13 protein-coding genes and 6 pseudogenes are annotated in these 17,856 nt (G+C 53.3%); 13 read left to right on the forward strand and 6 right to left on the reverse strand.

What is annotated here, in order from left to right:
- Positions 1–166: 166 nt before the first annotated feature.
- Both SOPEG_RS23765 and SOPEG_RS29020 read left to right on the forward strand, forming a co-directional pair.
- Positions 167–343, forward strand: a pseudogene (locus SOPEG_RS23765) (DNA adenine methylase); the annotation flags it as partial.
- Between the two features lie 334 nt (positions 344–677).
- Positions 678–1,244, forward strand: a pseudogene (locus tag SOPEG_RS29020) (DNA adenine methylase); the annotation flags it as partial.
- 150 nt (positions 1,245–1,394) lie between these two features.
- On the opposite strand, the gene SOPEG_RS01090 reads toward SOPEG_RS29020, so the two are convergent.
- Entirely contained in the window at positions 1,395–2,084 is a 690-nt protein-coding gene (locus SOPEG_RS01090) for a leucine-rich repeat domain-containing protein (protein ID WP_148296970.1), read from the reverse strand.
- Positions 2,085–3,051: 967 nt separating this feature from the next.
- Here SOPEG_RS01090 and SOPEG_RS26935 point away from each other — a divergent pair.
- The 5 genes from SOPEG_RS26935 to SOPEG_RS01115 all read left to right on the forward strand — a co-directional run bounded on the left by SOPEG_RS26935 (position 3,052) and on the right by SOPEG_RS01115 (position 7,885).
- The gene (locus SOPEG_RS26935) at positions 3,052–3,540 is read left to right on the forward strand and encodes a hypothetical protein (RefSeq protein ID WP_148296971.1); all 489 of its coding nucleotides are present in this window, start codon (positions 3,052–3,054) and stop codon (positions 3,538–3,540) included.
- Between the two features lie 1,031 nt (positions 3,541–4,571).
- Positions 4,572–5,603: a hypothetical protein gene (locus tag SOPEG_RS01105; protein ID WP_025243991.1), complete on the forward strand. Its 1,032-nt coding sequence runs from the start codon at positions 4,572–4,574 to the stop codon at positions 5,601–5,603.
- 9 nt (positions 5,604–5,612) lie between these two features.
- Entirely contained in the window at positions 5,613–6,437 is an 825-nt protein-coding gene (locus SOPEG_RS26940) for a hypothetical protein (RefSeq protein WP_148296972.1), read from the forward strand.
- Entirely contained in the window at positions 6,392–6,898 is a 507-nt protein-coding gene (locus SOPEG_RS01110; protein WP_148296973.1) for a hypothetical protein, read from the forward strand. The genes SOPEG_RS26940 and SOPEG_RS01110 overlap by 46 nt, the downstream gene beginning before the upstream one ends.
- 12 nt (positions 6,899–6,910) lie before the next feature.
- Positions 6,911–7,885: a hypothetical protein gene (locus tag SOPEG_RS01115; RefSeq protein ID WP_025243993.1), complete on the forward strand. Its 975-nt coding sequence runs from the start codon at positions 6,911–6,913 to the stop codon at positions 7,883–7,885.
- An 83-nt stretch (positions 7,886–7,968) separates the two neighbouring features.
- Here SOPEG_RS01115 and SOPEG_RS01120 read toward each other — a convergent pair whose 3' ends face one another.
- Positions 7,969–8,403: a YhbP family protein gene (locus SOPEG_RS01120; RefSeq protein WP_025243994.1), complete on the reverse strand. Its 435-nt coding sequence runs from the start codon at positions 8,401–8,403 to the stop codon at positions 7,969–7,971.
- A 344-nt stretch (positions 8,404–8,747) separates the two neighbouring features.
- Between SOPEG_RS01120 and SOPEG_RS01125 the strand changes: the two are divergent.
- Both SOPEG_RS01125 and SOPEG_RS01130 read left to right on the forward strand, forming a co-directional pair.
- Positions 8,748–9,692 (forward strand): annotated as a pseudogene (locus SOPEG_RS01125) (DUF1615 domain-containing protein).
- A gap of 393 nt (positions 9,693–10,085) precedes the next feature.
- On the forward strand, positions 10,086–10,577 hold the full coding sequence (locus tag SOPEG_RS01130) for a YsnF/AvaK domain-containing protein (RefSeq protein ID WP_025243995.1): 492 nt from the start codon (positions 10,086–10,088) through the stop codon (positions 10,575–10,577).
- A 45-nt stretch (positions 10,578–10,622) separates the two neighbouring features.
- Here SOPEG_RS01130 and SOPEG_RS29025 read toward each other — a convergent pair.
- A pseudogene (locus tag SOPEG_RS29025) lies at positions 10,623–11,188 on the reverse strand (DNA adenine methylase); the annotation flags it as partial.
- Positions 11,189–11,531: 343 nt separating this feature from the next.
- On the reverse strand, positions 11,532–11,771 hold the full coding sequence (locus SOPEG_RS23770; protein ID WP_071882109.1) for a DNA adenine methylase: 240 nt from the start codon (positions 11,769–11,771) through the stop codon (positions 11,532–11,534).
- Between the two features lie 322 nt (positions 11,772–12,093).
- On the opposite strand from SOPEG_RS23770, the gene SOPEG_RS01140 reads away from it, so the two are divergent.
- From SOPEG_RS01140 to SOPEG_RS01155, 4 genes and pseudogenes are all read left to right on the forward strand, one after another.
- Positions 12,094–12,351 carry an acyltransferase family protein gene (locus tag SOPEG_RS01140; protein WP_025243998.1) on the forward strand — a complete coding sequence of 86 codons (258 nt, stop codon included), beginning with the start codon at positions 12,094–12,096 and terminating at the stop codon, positions 12,349–12,351.
- 60 nt (positions 12,352–12,411) lie between these two features.
- Complete coding sequence (locus tag SOPEG_RS01145; protein ID WP_025243999.1) at positions 12,412–13,335, forward strand: IS5-like element ISSoEn1 family transposase; 924 nt, start codon at positions 12,412–12,414, stop codon at positions 13,333–13,335.
- 118 nt (positions 13,336–13,453) lie between these two features.
- On the forward strand, positions 13,454–14,131 hold the full coding sequence (locus tag SOPEG_RS01150; RefSeq protein WP_051419378.1) for a 5-oxoproline transporter, DUF979 family subunit: 678 nt from the start codon (positions 13,454–13,456) through the stop codon (positions 14,129–14,131).
- 132 nt (positions 14,132–14,263) lie between these two features.
- Positions 14,264–15,149 (forward strand): annotated as a pseudogene (locus tag SOPEG_RS01155) (DUF2891 domain-containing protein).
- Between the two features lie 16 nt (positions 15,150–15,165).
- On the opposite strand, the pseudogene exuR reads toward SOPEG_RS01155, so the two are convergent.
- Positions 15,166–15,944: pseudogene (exuR, locus tag SOPEG_RS01160) on the reverse strand (transcriptional regulator ExuR).
- A gap of 260 nt (positions 15,945–16,204) precedes the next feature.
- Positions 16,205–17,494, reverse strand: a complete 1,290-nt coding sequence (locus SOPEG_RS01165; RefSeq protein ID WP_025244003.1) for an MFS transporter — start codon at positions 17,492–17,494, stop codon at positions 16,205–16,207.
- Positions 17,495–17,856: the final 362 nt, after the last annotated feature.

Below are 17,856 nucleotides of genomic sequence, written 5' to 3' on the forward strand. Positions count from 1 at the left end.
CCACTACCCCTCAGTCAGTATCTACGAGTTACAACTAATAATTATCTTGACGATTAATTACTGATTATTGATCGGTAAAAATTATAGTAACGCATGAGGATTGCATTAATGAGTACGCCAATCGTACCTTGGGTGGGAGGAAAGCGGCGGCTGGCTAAACGTCTTCTTATCGTACTTTCCTGAGCACAAATGCTACGTTGAACCATTCTGTGGGGGAGCGGCGCTGTTTTTCAGCAAGGAACCATCCACAGTCGAAGTGCTGAACGATATCAATGGCGATTTGATAAACCTCTATCGGGTGGTTAAGTGTCACCACCGGTTTAAATCTGATCCATTCTGCTAATTAAATCACTATTCTTTTAAGAGGAAGATAACAAAAATAATCTTGGATATTTGAAAACTATAAGACAGTTCGACAAGTGGTCATAATCGCATCCATATGCGCGATCTCTACATCGAAAAAAACGCCAAGCAGGGCGCTGACGCGGTTTCCGGGGCTATGCCAGTCACAAGTTCGCTTCGCTCACGTATCGGTGCGCAGAAGCTTCAGAGCGCGTTTATAAGTACTTTTCGCGCCTCGCATGCCTTCGGCATAATGGCGTATTAATAACCACTGATTTTAACAAAAAAGCCTATTTTACTTAGCAGGGTGGATCACTTTTCAATTGGTAGTGACAGTTAAGTACCATTTGGAGGAATTTATACGTCAGTTTAAGTGGGCTTTAAGCAGTAGGCAGCTGTTTGATTGGCTAAAAGAAACACCACCACAAACGCTGACCGATATACAGCGAGCCGCCCAGTTTTACTATCTTCAACAACTCACATTTGGTGGCAAAGTGAGCGGGCAGAACTTTGGTACTTCCGCTGTGCGATCACAGTCATTGAACCTTCTAAGAATCGAAGAGCAGCTATAACAGGCTCATCTGCGTTTATCTCAGGCAACCATAGAGCATCTTGGTTGGCAGGCTTGTATTGAAAAATATGATAGGCCACATACATTGTTCTACCTTGATCCACCTTACTGGAAGACTCAAGGCTATGGCGTGGCGTTTGGCCTGGAGCAATACAGCATCATTGATAGCCTGGCTCATTCGATAACAGGAAGAATGGTTATTTCAGTTAATGATATCCCAGAAATGAGGAGCATCTTCAAAAACCTTCATATCGACGTTGTTGACCTAAAATACTCATTAGGCAACAACCCTCATAGCAGACGCGAGTTAATCATTCGCAATTTCGCCTGATTTCCTTTTTGCAAACAATTCTGGACTGTCCAAAATGGCCACTTTTTAGTGGTTTAAAGGAGTCCAGAATTGCTTGCAAATTAGTCCAAAATATTTTGCATCGCTACACATGGGCGCACGGTAGCGTTCAACCGATCATCGCGTTCTGGTTCAGTTCCTCCACGCACTCCAATACCCCCGTTGGCGAAAAGGCTGCGGTGGATTATTGCGAATAAACGCCGAAGGCGATCCGTAGAATCGACCGGCGGAAATTTTGATCTCACCGGTGAGCGACACCGCATACACCGTCAAGTCGCGCTGGTGGCTGCCGCTGGTAGGGCTGAACAGCGGATTTGGCGGCAGCTCGGCGTTACGCAGTTGGCGCCAGGCAACGTTGCCGGTCATCTTCTCCGCATCCAACAATAGCCGTTCACCCACGTACAGATCCTCCGGCAGATAGGTAATGCCGGTACCGAGTATATTCAAGCAGCCCCCTACGCACATATTCCGCGGCAGTGAGGTTATCGGGGTATTTTCCAGCACCAGATGATCGTCGAGGCTGAAATTGTCCGGCAGCTGACACAATTGTGAGCGTTCGATGTAAAGAGACCCGCCTACGTGTAAGTCTGCCGGCAGCCGGCGAATTGCCATATGGTTGAGATCGAGATAATCCAGCACCCGCAGGCCGCTGGGTAATGCGGTGATATTACAGCCGCGCAATATAAGCGAACCGATAATGACCATGTCATTAGGTAAGCGATCAATTCGGCTGGCGGAAAGATCCAGTGTTTCGCCGACTAATATCATACCGCCTGCTGCTGCCGTCAATGTCCGACACTCACGAAAAGGCGTAATAATCATACGGGTTTCTGCGCGGCGATGTAACTTTCTGAAATAAGGTCTATTATTGCAAGCGATAACAGTGGGTAAATAGGCTAATATCGCTGCGTCATTTTTGATAAAAATATCGCATAAAATATGTATTTATTATTATTTTTGACTTAATTATTAATTATGTATTTTACGGCCCGCCTAGGGTATCGCTGGCGGGCCGTTGAGCCCAGGTTGTCCCTTGCCAGAGGGCCGTTGCTATTTCATTAATAGTTGCTATTTCATTAATATAAGCGCAACTGCCCTATGCTAAGGTGAAAATCAGCGGTAATAGGTATCCAACATAATATTTGAATTGTATGTTTCTATTTTACATGCCGGCCAGGGTCCAGGGTGGATGAATAAAAAGCAATTAAAAGGAACAGTTATGTGGGTAACGCATTTATGCCGATCGACCATGCTATTGACCTGGCGCTTAGCGCTGACGAGCAGGGTACCAAAGAGGGAAGCGCCTTTCGGTGTAGTCGGCGGGGCAGCTACCGTTAGGGGCAGGGCAAGCTATGTAAATTGATCGGTCGCCAGAGAAGGAGGAAAACACCTGCCCGCGGTGGCGCGGCAGTAAACGTTGGGGCGTTAAGGCGACGGGGTACTTCGCTCTCTCGGCGCTCAGCGGCTGGTGCCTTTGGTGTGAGCATGCGCGCGGCGAGACGTTTTGGCTCAGCTGCCTGCTGCCGTGATATTTTATGCTCTGAGCCGTATCGGCGGCCGCTGTGATACTCTGTATTTCGCTACCCAGGATTGTGAGCGTGCGCAGCGTTTGCGCGATGAAATCGAACGCGGACAGCGCTACGGACGGCTTGTGGCCCGCTGTGCGACAACCTGTCTGGACAGGGACGGCCAGCGTCTGGCGGCCGGAATCCTGCCGCCAGTGGGTCGGTTTCAGTCCGAGATACTCGCCTGCTCTGGCGTGACGCCGGCGAGGGATCAGATCCAGGCCATGACGCCACCGCGCTGGCTCGCCGGCCATTTCATCTGGTTGGCACAGCAATTGGGCCCAGCTCTGAACGCCTTGCCCCCTTCGATGCCCTGTTACCTTGTGATGCAGTGTGACAGCGGCCTGCCGGTGGAAGAAGAGCAGCAATTACTGTTGCAAACCGGCGCCCCTTTTAACCGACACTTTACCCCTTTGTCCGCGAGCGGGCTGTTGGCGCTGGATGACTGGCTTGATGATACGGCGCGTGCGCCGAGCGCCTTGGTGGTTATTGCGGTACAGCGGGCCGTGCCGCTGGAGGACGCCCTGGAGGAGAAAGGGGCGGTATCGGGAGCGGAAGGGATTATCGAGTCGACGGTGGGACTGGTGATGATAAGCGAATATTGCCCGTCGTTGCCGGTGCTGGCGCGGATCCATCATCTTGACGATGTACTAGGCCCGGCGGGGATGGCCACGCCCTGGCTGTCGCTGGCTGTCGCTGGCTGCAGCGGCTGAACAATGTCGAGAGGACGGTACGGCGCAACTGATCATCTGCCACGAGGCGGCGCGGCGGATCTGGATCGGCGGGGTTACGCCGCCCGAGCCCTGAGTGCCGCCTGGCCCGGGCTGACGCCTTATTCCGCTTGTCGGTACACTGCCCCCGCGGTCTGTTTTATCGCCTCTTGTGTGGCATCGCCAAAGCTGAGGGTGTCGTAAGTTCTTGTTTGAACGCGCCGCAACCCCTCCAGAACGTCTTCAGGCAACCTCATGACGGGAGCGATAATAACCGTTTATTGACCCGACTGTGCAGGCTCATGGTAGAGTAAAAACGCCGCTAAGGTCTGTCTATCCAGAACGGAGAGGAGGCGAAACACCGTGGGTATAGGAATCTATTAATAGCGTCCTAGACCGATCAAAGGTCACGACCACCCTGCGCGGGTTGCCGCATTATTTAAGCTAAAACGGGGGGCCCCTCTGGCTAAACGTCTGCATGGATTCGATGTATGGCGATGTTAAACGCTTTGTAATTGACACCGGCAACAGTGCATGGGAATGCGTCGCGTGCAAAGCGACGTTGAGATCCCGGCTTTCATTCATCACGAGAGAAAATAAGCGGTAGATCTCATCACGGTATAATAAGCAAATGCGCTCAAGCCACGCGGCATATTAAGCAAATGGACTTAAGCGGCAATTTGCATTCCGGCGTGAAATCCTCATTTTCATTGCTATTAACGTCAATACTTACCCAACAAGGTATGAAAGAAAAGATTAACTTATTCAGCGCTGTTATCGCCTTCGGCGCGCGCGCAACGTTATTCTGCGCCGTCATGTCGGTATTAAGGTGCAGCACCCCTTACCGATGACGGGCTACGCCAAGTTCTTTTAGCCACTCGCCAGACATGATGCGAGTGTAATCAGATTTTGCTATTCGTTTGCAAGCTCGCCTGGTGCAAGAGCATTGGGCGAATAGGCTTAATTCAGCGTTATTGAGGACACCATGGATAAAGAAGTCATTTATACCGATTCGACATCAGCGGCAGACGGCCGTGACGGTCCTGCCGTCGCGGCTCATTCAGCGCTCCCCGACTAATAAAACATTACTGTTTCAGGAGCTGGAAAAAGCCAATTATTGGTATGGGGGTCAGGGCCATCACGTTACCTTGGTCAGTCAGCAAGATACCGCGATTCAGCTTTGGCTGACCCAGCTTTTATTTGGCGGGACGTTAGAGCATTGGATTGTGCACACTCTTTTTCCCCAATGCGACGAAAGCGAACTCACCCTCAGTAAATTACGAGGGAAAATGTACGACCAGTTATTGAATTTGGTGGAATGTGATGCATCCTATACGCGGGACGAGGCCAATCAATTATGGCAATTTCTTATTCTGGCGCACTGTCCCCTATTGATACCTCTTGATCAAGCCACCGACGCGCTGCGGATCGACAGTTTGGACTGGCACGATTTGCACGCTGGAACGCTTTTTTTACACTATGCCAGTCCGGACCACCTCATCCCCAAGGATAAATCCTTTGCTCAGGATATTGGCAACATCCTCTTTATCCTTAGCCGCGCGACGGGCCAATACGGCCATTTCTTCAAACTGTCGGCGGCGCTGCATGCGGCGCTGACGTCATCCCCGACGCAAGGCGTGATGTTTAAAAAACGGCCTTACTCGCTTAGTCACTATTTCGCCGCGCGCAACGCTCACCTCGCGACGCATGATCGGGTGGCGGCCTTCCAGGAAGCGGTCGGGCAATGGCGAACGCGGCGGCAATTGGCGAAAGACATCATAGCCCGGCATCGTCCCGGGCTCTCACCGGCGGAACATGCTGAAACCCTGCAACGTTACCTCTATCCCTACGCTGGCCTCACCGCCCGCAAACCGGCTCACGCCACCGATACGCCGCAACCTGACCTGACGGATTTACCCCAACTTGATGAAGCGTACTGGCAAATGACGGAAAAGGTCAGCCGAAGCTATGTGGCGCAGTACCGCTGGCTTTGCGCTGCGGGCTGGGAGGGGTTGGCTGACGACGAGCAGAACTATCTCCGCCAGGCGACGATCCATCTGATATAGCTGTGGTTTTTGCAGCCATCGCAGCGGCGTCCAGAATGGAGTCAATCCGAGCATGTTTACCGACCGAAGGAAAATATCGATGTCTTTAAGGCGGTGTGGGGCGACGAGGCGCGTTTCTATGCCGCCATCAACGCCTCTGACGGGTGCAAAGTCAGGCGAATTGACAAGATTGACAACCATTTAGACGAATTGATGCAGGCATCCACGGTGGCGGAAGCCGGAATTCGCGTCTCCTTCCTCATGCAGGTCAAAAGCGAACAGCAGTCCCTGGCGACGTTTATTGACACCATCGCGCACCGGCATGAGGAAATGTTCACCGGCCGGTTGAGTGAGTACGGCAAATTAACGACCTCCAACGAGATGTTGCACACGACATTAGTCGCGAAAATGCCGTTCACCGGTTGCTACGAGTATCGTCCCGACGCCGAAGGGCTAGATTGCCACCTGAATACGCATTTGCTTATGACGGTGATGGGCGAGATGGCGGCATCGGCCAAAGATGACGCCCAACGCCGGGTGATTGACGCAGTTATCACGGGTATCCGGTCAAACTTGCTGCTCACCAAGAGAGGGGGGATGGACTGCGTATCCCCCTGCCCGACGCGGCGAATCACGGGCAGCCGGCCGCCCAGCAACCTCCCGGCGCGCCGACGTCCGGTGTGGATTACAGGCTCGATCCGGACGTGGAAGGCATTTACTCGCTGTCCAAAGCCGCGGTGGCCCATGTCGTTACGATGGGGTACGCCGTTAGCGAAACGTTGCACGATAATGGCTGGCTGCTGGCGAAGATGGACGACCGTGATTTCCTGCGCCCGCTGCCGGACGCGCCGGTAGCCGATCTCATCGCCGTGGCGGGGCAATACAAGTTGACGCTGCCGTTTCAACGCATCAGCCAACACGGCATTTACGTGAAGGTGATGCCGGAGATGGGAGTCTTATATGGCCCTCAATTTATGCTTCAGCAACGCAACAAAAACAGGATCGGCGTAATAGAAAAAACGTCCGATGTGTTGGATGTCTATTTTATGTTCCCCCCATCCTCAAGCGGTGCATCCGTCATGCGCGCGGCCCATATCACGCTGGATCTGGCCGGGATTGCGACAGGGGATCTCCCTGCGCTGCAACGTTTTATTTCCCTGCGGCCGGCGATGGGCCTCAAGTATATCAATGTAAGAAAAATCAGCGTGTTGCTTGATCGCTTTTTGGGTAAAGGGCAATATTATATGTTGTCGCATTATGACCTTCAGCAAAACCAAAAGGCGACCTCGACGTTTCCAACCAGTTTTTTACACTAGAACAAAGAGCGCATGCTTAAGAAAACCGATGAGGCCCGCGAGGCGGTGCTCGCGCTTAAGCAGTTGTTTGCAGAAGCCGGCTTTCTGCCGCGCGATCGGGATAAATCGTTGGCTCAGTCGCCGCCCCTTCCCCGGACCAGCCCGATATATCATTACCTTCTGTTTGCGCTGGGGGTAAAGCCCGCAGACGATAAGATTATTCAATATGCGGCGCGCTGGCTGTGTTATTACACCGAACGCATTGATGAGGAATTTGCGGCTCGACCCTTTGCCGAAAATGTCCTGTTCGTTGCGCACAAGGCGCGTCGGATACAGCCTGACGGTAAGCCTTCCCTTATGGGGTTCACGTTTTGCAACGTTAAATACCGGCGATTGCTCATCATGGCCGATAGCTTTGATGACGCTAACCAGACGTTGCCGAGAATGCATTTATTTCACGAAGCCTCATTACGCCTCGCCAGCGTCAATTATCTCCATGCGCCGATAGCGACCGATAACGGACAGACAAACGAGCGCGTTGAAGTCTATGAAGATAGAGAGGATATTCGCGAGGCGGATCTGATGTATTACAACGCGGAGAGTCAATTTATCGATCGTTACCGGCGGGCCTTGCTTAAGTCCGTCGCGGCGCCGGGCGAAACGGACCCGGCGGCGCGGCAACGGCGCAATCGTGCCGTCACGGCCATGAGCAGAGCGGCCTTCATCAAGCGCCTGTGGCAGGATAATCTTCTTAGGGCCAATCTGTTGATGGATGATGCCGATACGGTGGCGACGTACATCTACGACCTGGGGAGAGGGATGCGGTATATCCCTGAGGGACAAACGCGATTACCGGGCGATCGCTTGTCCCAATTGCCGCGCAAAATCTATGCCTTGATTATTGCCTCCGGCCGGCGTCGTAAACCCGCCAGTCAGACGGATTACTGTGTGCCTGGACATTGCAGCGGCAGCATATCCCGGCGCATCAGCACCGGCAAAAAAGGCTAACGGGGCGGGGCCGCGCGCGGGGCAAGATCCGGAGCGTCGAACGCAACGGCCAGCGGTGCTGACCTTTGGCTGGACGGCAAATGTCAAAGGGCTTCCCGCCGCCAGCGTAATTTTTTGCCGAAGCCCAGGGTATTGTCGGTCATTTTTACCTCCAGCAAATCCAACTGCCAGATCGGGGAGGGCATCGCTTTCGCCAGCGGGAAGCGATGATAATAGCGTCTACGCGCCTGTTGTTCCTCCTCGCCCTCGAGACAGGTGATGATACCGCGATACTGGACGCCTTTTATTAACGCTACCGTTTTCGGCTGTGGGGCAATGGTTCCGGCTACCCGTGCATTTTGCCGCATCAGTTCGCCGTGGCGGGTTTGCGGGGAGGTCAACAACCACAGCGCCATCGCCGGCTCGTGGAAGACATAAAAGCAGTTGGCGCACCAAAGATCGTCGAGGTTGCCGGCGCACAGCGTCAGGACGTGCTGTTTAGTGATAAAGCGGCAAATGGCCGCCAGTTGTTCATCCATTACGATTGGCCCCGCGGTGAAATGTTGTCCGCCGCCAGAATGTCGGCGGCGACGCGCCATTGGTGGCCGAAAAGACTATACTGCTTTCGGCATAGGACGCAACGTTTCCGGACGGCAATCATTGGCTTGGGGGTTGCGATGCGGTGGGCAACGCGGCCTATAAACTGCCCGGTGTACGGATAATGAAGGTTAGCATCGCTATTAAGGACGTTATGGATCACCTGTTGCACAACATTCATCGGTTGGTATTCCCCGCAGTTCTTCACCCGTTTCGCGCCGCCGGCGCTGAGCCGCCCGGCGTAAGGTCTAAGCCCGTGCGGTGGCCGGGAGTGACGGCGCTGGGAATGCTGACGCTGCTGCTGGGACTTACCGGCTGCTGCAGCCAACAAAGTAAGCAGGCCGACAGCGCCAGACCGGAGGTGGTGAAGGCGCATACCCTGCGCCTGATGCCTTCCAGCGTGCGCGACAGGCCGGGTTGGGCTGCCGATATCGCCGCCGCGCCGCCGCGCGGCATATTCCGGCGTTTGTGATGCATGCTGCGTTACTACTCCCTTCATCCGACGGCCGCAGTTACAGCACGCGGCTAGATAAGGTGCGCAGCGAGAAAGATCTCAGCGACCTATTTGATGATTTTATCGACGCCGTACCGCTGGGACAGCGTCTGTTCGGCAACCTCAATCCGGTGCACACCGGCGGGCCCATGCAGGTCAGTATCGCCTTCGCGCAGGCTCACGCCGAGCATTATCCCTACCCCATTCCGGGCACGTTGCGTCAGGAGGTGTTCACCCGCCGCGGGGGGATCTATTTCGGCCTGGCGCATTTACTCGGTTATCCCGCCGCCTATTCCCAGCCGCTGTACCGCCTTGCCGACTATAACGCCGGCTGGTACGCCAGCCGCAACGCCGCATTTCAAAGCGCGGTCAGCTGCATTAGCCGGTAAAAAGCTGGCGCTCGATGGCGATCTGATCAATTACGCTGCCGACAGCCCGGGGCAGACGGAACTGGCGCTGCGTTCGGTGCAGCAACCGCTGGGATTGAGCACATCGGCGATTCGTCAAATGCTTGAGCAGGGGGAACGAGAGAGCTTCGAGAAAACGGCCCTCTACCGGCAGGTTTACGCCCTGGTGGAACGCGGCGGTAAACGGTTACCGCGGGAAATGCTGCCCGACATTAAACTGGAAAGCCCGAAGATCACCCGCGATCTGACCACCGCCTGGTTCGCCAAGCGGGTCGATAGCCGTTATCAGCGCTGCGTCGCCGGCGATCGTGGCCGGTTAACGACGGCGTGAAACGGTGCGCTTTCGGCCGCAACAGCCGTAGCGTCGGATCTTACCTGGCTGGAAATAACCCTTTCTCGCTTTCCGAGCCGCGGCAAACAACGGGCATAAAAGGCTGGTGTGGCAAAGAGATGCCCGCACGGAATACCTCTGATACCTATCTCAGACGGTGAAAACTTATCTTGCGCTAATGTTTTTACCATTAACCTTTTAAGCTCTGGGCGGCGGCGATGGCGGCGTCTTATTTCGATTATCGCCGGCGAATCCGCCTATTTTGGGCTATCGTTGAATTATGCAAATAATCATCTTAATAATTATTAATATGAAATATTTTCCAGCTTACTAGCGAAAATATCAGTGATATTAATCAAATAGCGCCAGAGAGGGCACGGGGAGGATCGAACGATGCGTAATCACTCGGCGGATGACTCGTCGCTGCCCTCTACGGCAGAGGGGGAAACCGCGGAAACCGTCCAGGAGACCCTGCCGTTGGCTCAGGAGCGGGTCGACGTAGCAAAACAGCGGGTAGTGCAGGGGTGCGTTACCGTCACGCGCAGGACAACCGAGCGCGAGCAGGCCATTGAGGAGTGGTTACAACAGGAAAATGTCGAGATACACCGCGTTATAAAAGGGACGCCGCTGGAAGCCCATCCCGCTATCCGTGAGGAAGATGGCGTCATGATTATTCCGGTGGTGGATGAGCATATTGAAGTTGTGCGCACATTGGTGTTGCGGGAAGAGATCCACATTCGCAAAGTGACGACCGCCGTCCCTTATCAGGAGAGTGTGACGTTGCGCAGTCAGGATATAACCGTTGAAAAACAGCGGGATGATTGTAGCGATGCAAAATATTTTGGACTAATTTGCAAGCAATTCTGGACTCCTTTAAACTACTAAAAAGTGGCCATTTTGGACAGTCCAGAATTGTTTGCAAAAAGGAAATCAGGCGAAATTGCGAATGATCAACTCGCGTCTGCTATGAGGGTTGTTGCCTAATGAGTATTTTAGGTCAACAACGTCGATATGAAGGTTTTTGAAGATGCTCCTCATTTCTGGGATATCATTAACTGAAATAACCATTCTTCCTGTTATCGAATGAGCCAGGCTATCAATGATGCTGTATTGCTCCAGGCCAAACGCCACGCCATAGCCTTGAGTCTTCCGGTAAGGTGGATCAAGGTAGAACAATGTATGTGGCCTATCATATTTTTCAATACAAGCCTGCCAACCAAGATGCTCTATGGTTGCCTGAGATAAACGCAGATGAGCCTGTTATAGCTGCTCTTCGATTCTTAGAAGGTTCAATGACTGTGATCGCACAGCGGAAGTACCAAAGTTCGCCCGCTCACTTTGCCACCAAATGTGAGTTGTTGAAGATAGTAAAACTGGGCGGCTCGCTGTATATCGGTCAGCGTTTGTGGTGGTGTTTCTTTTAGCCAATCAAACAGCTGCCTACTGCTTAAAGCCCACTTAAACTGACGTATAAATTCCTCCAAATGGTACTTAACTGTCACTACCAATTGAAAAGTGATCCACCCTGCTAAGTAAAATAGGCTTTTTTGTTAAAATCAGTGGTTATTAATACGCCATTATGCCGAAGGCATGCTAGGCGCGAAAAGTACTTATAAACGCGCTCTGAAGCTTCTGCGCACCGATACGTGAGTGAAGCGAACTTGTGACTGGCATAGCCCCGGAAACCGCGTTAGCGCCCTGCTTGGCGTTTTTTTCGATGTAGAGATCGCGCATATGGATGCGATTATGACCACTTGTCGAACTGTCTTATAGTTTTCAAATATCCAAGATTATTTTTGTTAGCTTCCTCTTAAAAGAATAGTGATTTAATTAGCATAATTAATCAGATTTAAATCGGTGGTGACACTTAACCACCCGATAGAGGTTTATCAAATCGCCATTGATATCGTTCAGCACTTCGACTGTGGATGGTTCCTTGCTGAAAAACAGCGCCGCTCCCCCACAGAATGGTTCAACGTAGCATTTGTGCTCAGGAAAGTACGATAGAAGACGTTTAGCCAGCCGCCGCTTTCCTCCCACCCAAGGTACGATTGGCGTACTCATTAATGCAATCCTCATGCATTACTATAATTTTTACCGATCAATAATCAGTAATTAATCGTCAAGATAATTATTAGTTGTAACTCGTAGATACTGACTGAGGGGTAGTGGCTATAAGTAATAACACGGGAAGAGAAATATTTTAATTTAAAATCAAAATGTTAACCTGTAATGGCTAAATAGGTAATCCAGCATTGATTAATCTGTCGGCATAAATATTAAGCTGGGAGTTCCCATAAACGAGTGTATTTAACAATGATGCAAAATACGTTAGGGTAAGGCTGCAGATGAGCTGCAATGAACTGTTTTTATTATAATTAATTGAAAAATATAGGTTTTTATGAAATACCTCTATGATATCGATGGTTTAAGGGCAATAGCCATCATTTTTGTGCTGGCTTTTTATGGTGGATTGACGGTTTTTCCATCAGGTTTTATCGGTGTGGATATGTTTTTTGTGATTTCAGGTTTTTTGATAACCTCAGTCATCATTAACTCAATGAAAAATAATGATTTTTCATTTTTTGGTTTTTACCGGCGTAGATTATGGCGATTACAACCAGCCTTAATTGCTATTGTTTTAGGCTTTGTTGAATAAATCGAACTTTTAGGTGACTGGCGGCTCTGATCACTACATTCGTTTCAACATCAGGTCCCCATGGCAAAGCAAAAGTTTAAAATCACCAACTGGCCCGCATACAACAATGCGCTCAGGCAGCGGGGGGACCTGACAGTATGGCTTGATGAGTCAGCCATTGCTGCATGGACTGAGAGTACACCACCTGAACATCGTGGCCGGCCGCTTCACTACACCGATATGGCCATTACCACGGTTCTGATGATAAAGCGCGTGTTTAACCTTTCGCTTCGGGCGTTACAGGGTTTCGTTGACGCGATTTTTAAACTGATGGGGCCGTCGCTGCCCTGCCCAGATTACTCTTTGGTCAGCCGGCGAGCAAAAACCGTCGACATCAGCATAAAAACGCCAACCCGCGGCGAAATCTCACACCTGGTCATCGATGGCACCGGCCTGAAAATCTTCGGCGAAGGCGAATGGAAAGTCAGGCAGCATGGGGCTGAGAGGCGCAGAGTATGGCGCAAGCTTCATCTGGCAGTAGATAGCGCGACACATGAAATTATCTGTGCCGATTTATCGCTAAGCGGTACGACAGATGCGCAGGCGCTGCCCGGGCTGATTAACCAAACCCACCGGAAAATCAGGGAAGCGTCGGCTGACAGTGCTTACGATACGCGTTACTGTCATGATGCTCTGCTGAGGAAAAAAATAAAGCCGCTTATCCCACCGCGAAGTGGTGCGCAATATTGGCCAGCTCGATACCATGAGCGTAACCATGCGGTGGCAAATCAGCATCTGAGCGGCAATAACGATACCTGGAAAAAGAAAGTAGGTTATCACCGGCGTTCACTGGCTGAAACGGCCATGTTCCGGTTTAAAACACTTCTGGGTGGTCATCTGAGTCTGCATGACTATGACGCGCAGGTAGGTGAGGCTATGGCAATGGTCAAAGCGCTTAACCGGATCACGCTGTTAGGAATGCCAAACAGCGTCCGCATCATGTAACAATCGCCCTGATAGGGAGGAAGTCGTCACAAATTTCGGATTTATTCAACAAAGCGCGTCTGTTGAACAGCGGGAAGTGCGCGCCAGTCGTTTTGGCAACCGATAGTTCATTCCGGCGTTGCTGATCCCGCTGGTGACGCTGCTCGGCACCTTTGTCTTTAAAAACCTGACCTGGAACGGTGCGCTGCTGATCCCCGCCGGCTCCTCCACCCTGGCCGCGCTGGGCCTGGGTATTATCGTCGTGTTCTTCGTCGCGCTGATGATGTTGCGTGAGACGCTCGCCAGCGCGATGAACGAAGGCCGGCGGCTGCTGGACGCCATCGGCTGGGCCAGCGTCCTGCCGCAAATGCTGGCGGCGCTGGGGGGGGGGGGGGGAATTTTCGCCCTGGTCGGGGTGGGTAAGCTGGTGGCGGGGCTGATTACCGATGTCATCCCGCTAGGACTGCCCATCGTCGCGGTCGCCGCCTACTGCATCGGCATGACGCTGTTCACCATTATTATGGGCAACACCTTTGCGGCATTTCCCATCATGACCGCCGGCATCGGTTTACCCATTATCGTCGGCCATATGGGCGGCAATCCAGCTATCATGTCCGCCATCGGCATGTTGGCGGGATTTTGCGGTACGCTAATGACTCCTATGGTGACTCCTATGGCGGCCAATTTTAATATTGTTCCCGCCGCACTGCTGGAGCTTTCCGACCAGCATGAGGTCATCAAGGTGCAATTTCATACCGCCATCTTATTGTTAATCATCAATATTCTTTTAATGTCGATACTGGTGTTCCGTTTTTGATTCGGTGAAGAGAATAAAGAAAAGTAAATGACTACCCTGCAAAGCGACGCGTTTCTATTGGACGGCGAACGGGCCGCGGCTATGGCGCGCATCGCCCTGGGACATGTGGAACGCGAATATCCCAACCACATCATGCACAATTTACAGGACGAACGAGACATCAACGGACCGCGCGCCCTGCATCCGTTTTTTTTCGGCAGCTACGACTGGCACTCCTGCGTACATAGCTATTGGCTGCTCGCGCGCATTGCCAACCGCTTTCCCCAGCTTGCGGAGGCGGAAGCGGCCCGCGCGCTGTTTGCCCGCCGCCTTACGCCCGAGGCGATAGCGCAAGAACTGGCCTATTTTACCTAGCCTAACCGCGGCAGCTTCGAGCGTCCCTACGGCTGGGCCTGGCTGTTAAAACTGGTGGCTGAGTTTGGCGCCGGTCACGAAGATCGTCTCAGCCGCTACGCCGAGGCGCTGGCGCCGCTGGCGGATCACATGGTGACGAGTTTCAAAAAATTCTGGCCGCTGCAAACCTACCCCATCCGCACCGGCATGCACTTTAACAGCGCCTTTGCCAGCGTGCTGGCGCTGGATTACGCGCAAGGCAGCCAGGATGCGGCGCTGGTTTGGCAGCGATCGCGCCTGTCAGGCGTGGGAGCCGGCGGGAGATGAATTTTTATCGCCGACGCTGATAGAAGCGGTCTATATGTCGCGCTGTCTCTCGGCTACGGCGTTTAGCGCCTGGTGGCAGGCGTTCTTGCCACAGCTTGACGCGCAACAGCCACAGACGCTATTCCACCCGGTTTTCGTCAGCGATCGCTTTGACAGCAAGATTGCCCATCTCGACGGCTTGAACCTCAGCTTCGCCTGGTGCTGGCGCACCCTCGCCCGGCAGTTGGGAACGGCGCCGGATCATGGGCTACAGCAGGTGGCCGCGGCGCATCTACACGCCGCGCTGGCGCATTTGGACACCAACTATATGGGCGCCCACTGGCTGGCCACCTACGCTCTGCTAACCTTCGAGACCTGAGGCGGCGGCGCGCCGGTTATTTTACCCCGGTAGTCACGGTGTCCAGGTGCACCACGGGGTTGTCGCTGAACATATAGCGGTCAACGCTGGATTCAAAATCGTCGGTGGTGGCGTGGAACAGCATCTGCTTGGTGTTTTCCAAATGTTGCCACATCGCCAGTTTGGCCGCGTAGGGATCCTTGCGGATCAGCGCATTGAGAATTTGGTCGTGCTCTTCTCGCACCAGCTTTCTATCGCTTTATCGTCGATATGCTTGTGCAGCTTGTTCCAATAAGGGTTATGCACCCGCTGGGTCCACATTTGTTCAACGATGGACGCCATCGCGCTGTTGCCGGTGGCCAGCGCCACCTGAACGTGGAATTTCAGGTCCCATTGCGAATCGCGAAATCTGTCTTCCTGGCGCGCATTCTCCTGGATTTCCATCAGCAGGATAATGTCCTGTTTGAACACCTGGGTCGCCGCGAACTCGGCAATATTACTTTCGATAAGCTGCCGCGCTTGTAGCATCTCAAACGGGCCGGGCGTGGCGGCCTGAATTTCGCCGGCGGGCAACACCACATGCTTTTGCTGATTGGCGATGACATGGATACCCGAGCCTTTGCGCACTTCCACGTAACCTTCCACCTCCAGCATGATAATCGCTTCCCGCACTACCGTGCGGCTGACGTTCATCTCCTCGGCGATATAGCGTTCCGCCGGCAGCTTCTCGCCGACCGGATAGATACCGGATTCGATGCGCCGTTTCAGTTCGGCCGCCAGTTGCTGGTATAATCTGCAGGTCTCAGTGGGTTCCATTTTGCATGCTCTTCACAATACAGAGAAAGGGTGGCGCTGACGTTTAGCGGCCGGCGCCGGCGGGACAAAAAAAAGGAGGGCCGACACGCATTTATTATACCACTTTTTGTCCTCGTGGGCCAGATGCGCCACCCGGCCTTACCGCTCTTTAATTTCCCCACCCCGTGGAGGAAAAAATCCCCGGCGCGGTTGACAACCGTCGCCGGGGAGCGGGGCAGAGAAGGGCGGGCGCCAGGCAGACTGCGGGCGCTGGGGCGACGTTACACCGTCGCCGGGGTTCTCTGTGATTCCACCTCATCCGCCGGACGGTTTTTCAGAATGGTCCAGATGCACAGGGCGCCTAACAAATCGAACAGCGCCAGGACCGCGAACAGCGGACTAAAGCCGATGGTATCCGCCAGCGCGCCGACCACCAGGGCGAACAGGGTGCTCGCCAGCCACGCGGCCATGTCGGTCAGGCCATTGGCGGTCGCCACTTCATTACGGCCAAAGACGTCCGAGGACAGGGTAATCAGCGCGCCAGACAGCGACTGATGGGCGAAACCGCCGATGCACAGCAGGCCGATAGCCACATACGGGCTGGTAAACAGGCCAATCATGCCGGGGCCAATCATCAAGAACGCCCCCAGCGTCACGACTAGTTTGCGCGAGACGATCAGATTCACGCCAAAGACGCGCTGGAAGAACGGAGGCATGTAACCGCCGACGATACAGCCCAAATCGGCGAACAACATCGGCATCCAGGCGAACATAGCGATTTTTTTCAGGTTAAAGCCGTAAACTTTAAACATGAACAGCGGGATCCAGGCGTTAAAAGTCCCCCAGGCCGGTTCGGCGAGAAAACGCGGCAGCGCGATGCCCCAGAATTGGCGGTTGTGCAGGATTTCCCAGGCGCTCATTTTCTTACCGTTATTGACCTGGTGCTGGGCTTCCTGGCCGCTCAGGATGTAATCCCGTTCTTCTTCCGTCAATTTCTTCTGATTTTTCGGGTGATTATAGAACACCAACCAGCAGAGTGCCCAGATAAGGCTCAGCATGCCGGTAATGATAAAGGCCATTTCCCAGCTGTGAATCATAATCGCCCAAACCACCAACGGCGGCACAACCATGGCGCCGATGGAGGAGCCAACGTTAAAGTAGCCGACCGCAATAGAGCGTTCTATCGCCGGGAACCATTCGCTGCTGGCCTTCAGACCGGCCGGGATCATCGCGGCTTCCGCCATCCCCACCGCGCCGCGGGCGATAGCCCGGTCGCCCCAGCTGCTGGCCAGCGCCGTGGCCATACAGAACACCGCCCACAGAATCGCGAACACCGCATAGCCGACCTTGGTGCCCAGCATGTCCAGGACATAACCCGCCACCGGTTGCATAATGGTATAACAGGCGGAATAAGCTGCGATGATATAAGAGTATTGCTGTGTGGTAATGTGCAGCTGGTCCTGCAACGTCGGGGCCGCCACCGCAATGGCGTTACGCGTTAGGTAGCCCAGCACCGTGCCCACGGTGACCAGGGCGATCATATACCAGCGTAACCCTTTAATCTTACGCATTAAAACTTCTCCCAATAGTAGTGCCGTCAATCCAACTGCTCGGTCGGTGGCTCGACGGTGTGATATAGAGAACCCAACGTAAGGTGTTCCCCTAGGTATTGTTTTTATCAGGCTGCCCAGGGTGCTGCGTCCTGCCGGTGCGGCTTTTCAGCGGGCCGGTTAATTGCCGGCTCTTCCGAATCGCACCCACCCCGCTTGGGTGTTCGCTAAACGCCCCGCGGTCCTCGCCAATAAACAAAATTTGAGTCCTGACTGAAAACGGCGTTACGATAACTTGTCATACATATTTAAAAGATGAGAACCATCACAAAAACCATTAATAATTTAATGGATAATAATTTGGTCCCGTCAGCCGCCTTTTT

Origin of the sequence: Candidatus Sodalis pierantonius str. SOPE, assembly GCF_000517405.1 — a bacterium.
Lineage (GTDB): Bacteria > Pseudomonadota > Gammaproteobacteria > Enterobacterales > Enterobacteriaceae > Sodalis_C > Sodalis_C pierantonii.

What these genes read in the sequence shown, in the direction of transcription:
- SOPEG_RS01130 (WP_025243995.1), top strand. Translation starts at nt 10,086, where the DNA reads ATGCGTAATCACTCGGCGGATGACTCGTCGCTGCCCTCTACGGCAGAG.
- SOPEG_RS01110 (WP_148296973.1), top strand. Translation starts at nt 6,392, where the DNA reads ATGGACGACCGTGATTTCCTGCGCCCGCTGCCGGACGCGCCGGTAGCC.
- SOPEG_RS26935 (WP_148296971.1), top strand. Translation starts at nt 3,052, where the DNA reads ATGACGCCACCGCGCTGGCTCGCCGGCCATTTCATCTGGTTGGCACAG.
- SOPEG_RS01120 (WP_025243994.1), bottom strand. Translation starts at nt 8,403, where the DNA reads ATGGATGAACAACTGGCGGCCATTTGCCGCTTTATCACTAAACAGCAC.
- SOPEG_RS01090 (WP_148296970.1), bottom strand. Translation starts at nt 2,084, where the DNA reads ATGATTATTACGCCTTTTCGTGAGTGTCGGACATTGACGGCAGCAGCA.
- SOPEG_RS01115 (WP_025243993.1), top strand. Translation starts at nt 6,911, where the DNA reads ATGCTTAAGAAAACCGATGAGGCCCGCGAGGCGGTGCTCGCGCTTAAG.
- SOPEG_RS01140 (WP_025243998.1), top strand. Translation starts at nt 12,094, where the DNA reads ATGAAATACCTCTATGATATCGATGGTTTAAGGGCAATAGCCATCATT.
- SOPEG_RS23770 (WP_071882109.1), bottom strand. Translation starts at nt 11,771, where the DNA reads ATGAGGATTGCATTAATGAGTACGCCAATCGTACCTTGGGTGGGAGGA.
- SOPEG_RS01145 (WP_025243999.1), top strand. Translation starts at nt 12,412, where the DNA reads ATGGCAAAGCAAAAGTTTAAAATCACCAACTGGCCCGCATACAACAAT.
- SOPEG_RS01165 (WP_025244003.1), bottom strand. Translation starts at nt 17,494, where the DNA reads ATGCGTAAGATTAAAGGGTTACGCTGGTATATGATCGCCCTGGTCACC.